Below are 939 nucleotides of genomic sequence, written 5' to 3'. Positions count from 1 at the left end.
TACCCGGCATTCGCCGGACTCATCGGCGCGGGACTGGCCGACGGCGCCGTCGTGGGCAACATCTTCACCTCGCCTTCCGCCCAACAGGCCTATTCCGTGGCCAAGGCTGCGGATTCCGGGGCCGGCGTGGTGTTCACGTACGCAACTATGCCGGGGACGTCCTGAACTTCGGCATGGCCAGCGAGCGCTTGGCTGCAGAAGCATTGCCGTGGAAAACGTGCTGGTGACGGACGACATCGCGAGCGCACCGCCGTCGGAATCCGCGAAACGCCGCGGCATCGCGGGCGACTTCACGGTCTTCAAGATCATGGGCGCCGCCGCCGAAGCGGGAGCCGGACTGGCCGACGTCGTGCGCTTGGGCCGCAAAGCCAATGACCTGACCCGCACCATCGGCAGCGCCTTCCATGGCTGCACCTTCCCCGGCGCCGAAGCGCCCCTGTTCACGCTGAACGACAAGCAGATGGGACTTGGCCTGGGCATCCACGGCGAGCCCGGATTGTTCGACACCGAGCTCCCGCCGGCCAAGGAACTCGGCCAGGAACTCGTCGCTCGGCTGCTGGCGGAAACCCCGCACGGAGCGGGCAACCGCCTCGCCGTCATCCTCAACGGACTTGGCTCCACCAAGCACGAAGAACTCTTCGTCCTGTGGCTGACCGTGGCCCCGTTGCTGCGCTCAGCCGGCTACACCTTGGTCATGCCGGAGGTCGGCGAACTGGTCACGAGCCTGGACATGTCCGGCGTCTCCCTCACCATCACGTGGCTCGACGAAGAACTCGAACCGCTGTGGACAGCACCCGCTGAAACACCGGCTTACCGGCGCGGCAACGCCACCCTTGCTGGCGGTTTGCTTTCGGAGGAGGCGTACGACGGCGGCGCTGAGGCTATCGCTTTCACGGCCACCCTGGACTCGCACAACTACGCCGCGAGCTGCGCGGACGC

The 939-nt window shown here is 66.8% G+C and carries 1 pseudogene; it reads left to right on the top strand.

Going from position 1 to position 939, the window contains the following annotated elements:
- Window positions 1–939: pseudogene (locus AHiyo1_RS27150) on the top strand (dihydroxyacetone kinase subunit DhaK); the annotation flags it as partial.

The organism is Arthrobacter sp. Hiyo1 (genome assembly GCF_001263615.2).
Taxonomy (GTDB): Bacteria; Actinomycetota; Actinomycetes; order Actinomycetales; family Micrococcaceae; genus Arthrobacter.
This window is presented reverse-complemented; position numbering and strand designations above follow the sequence as displayed.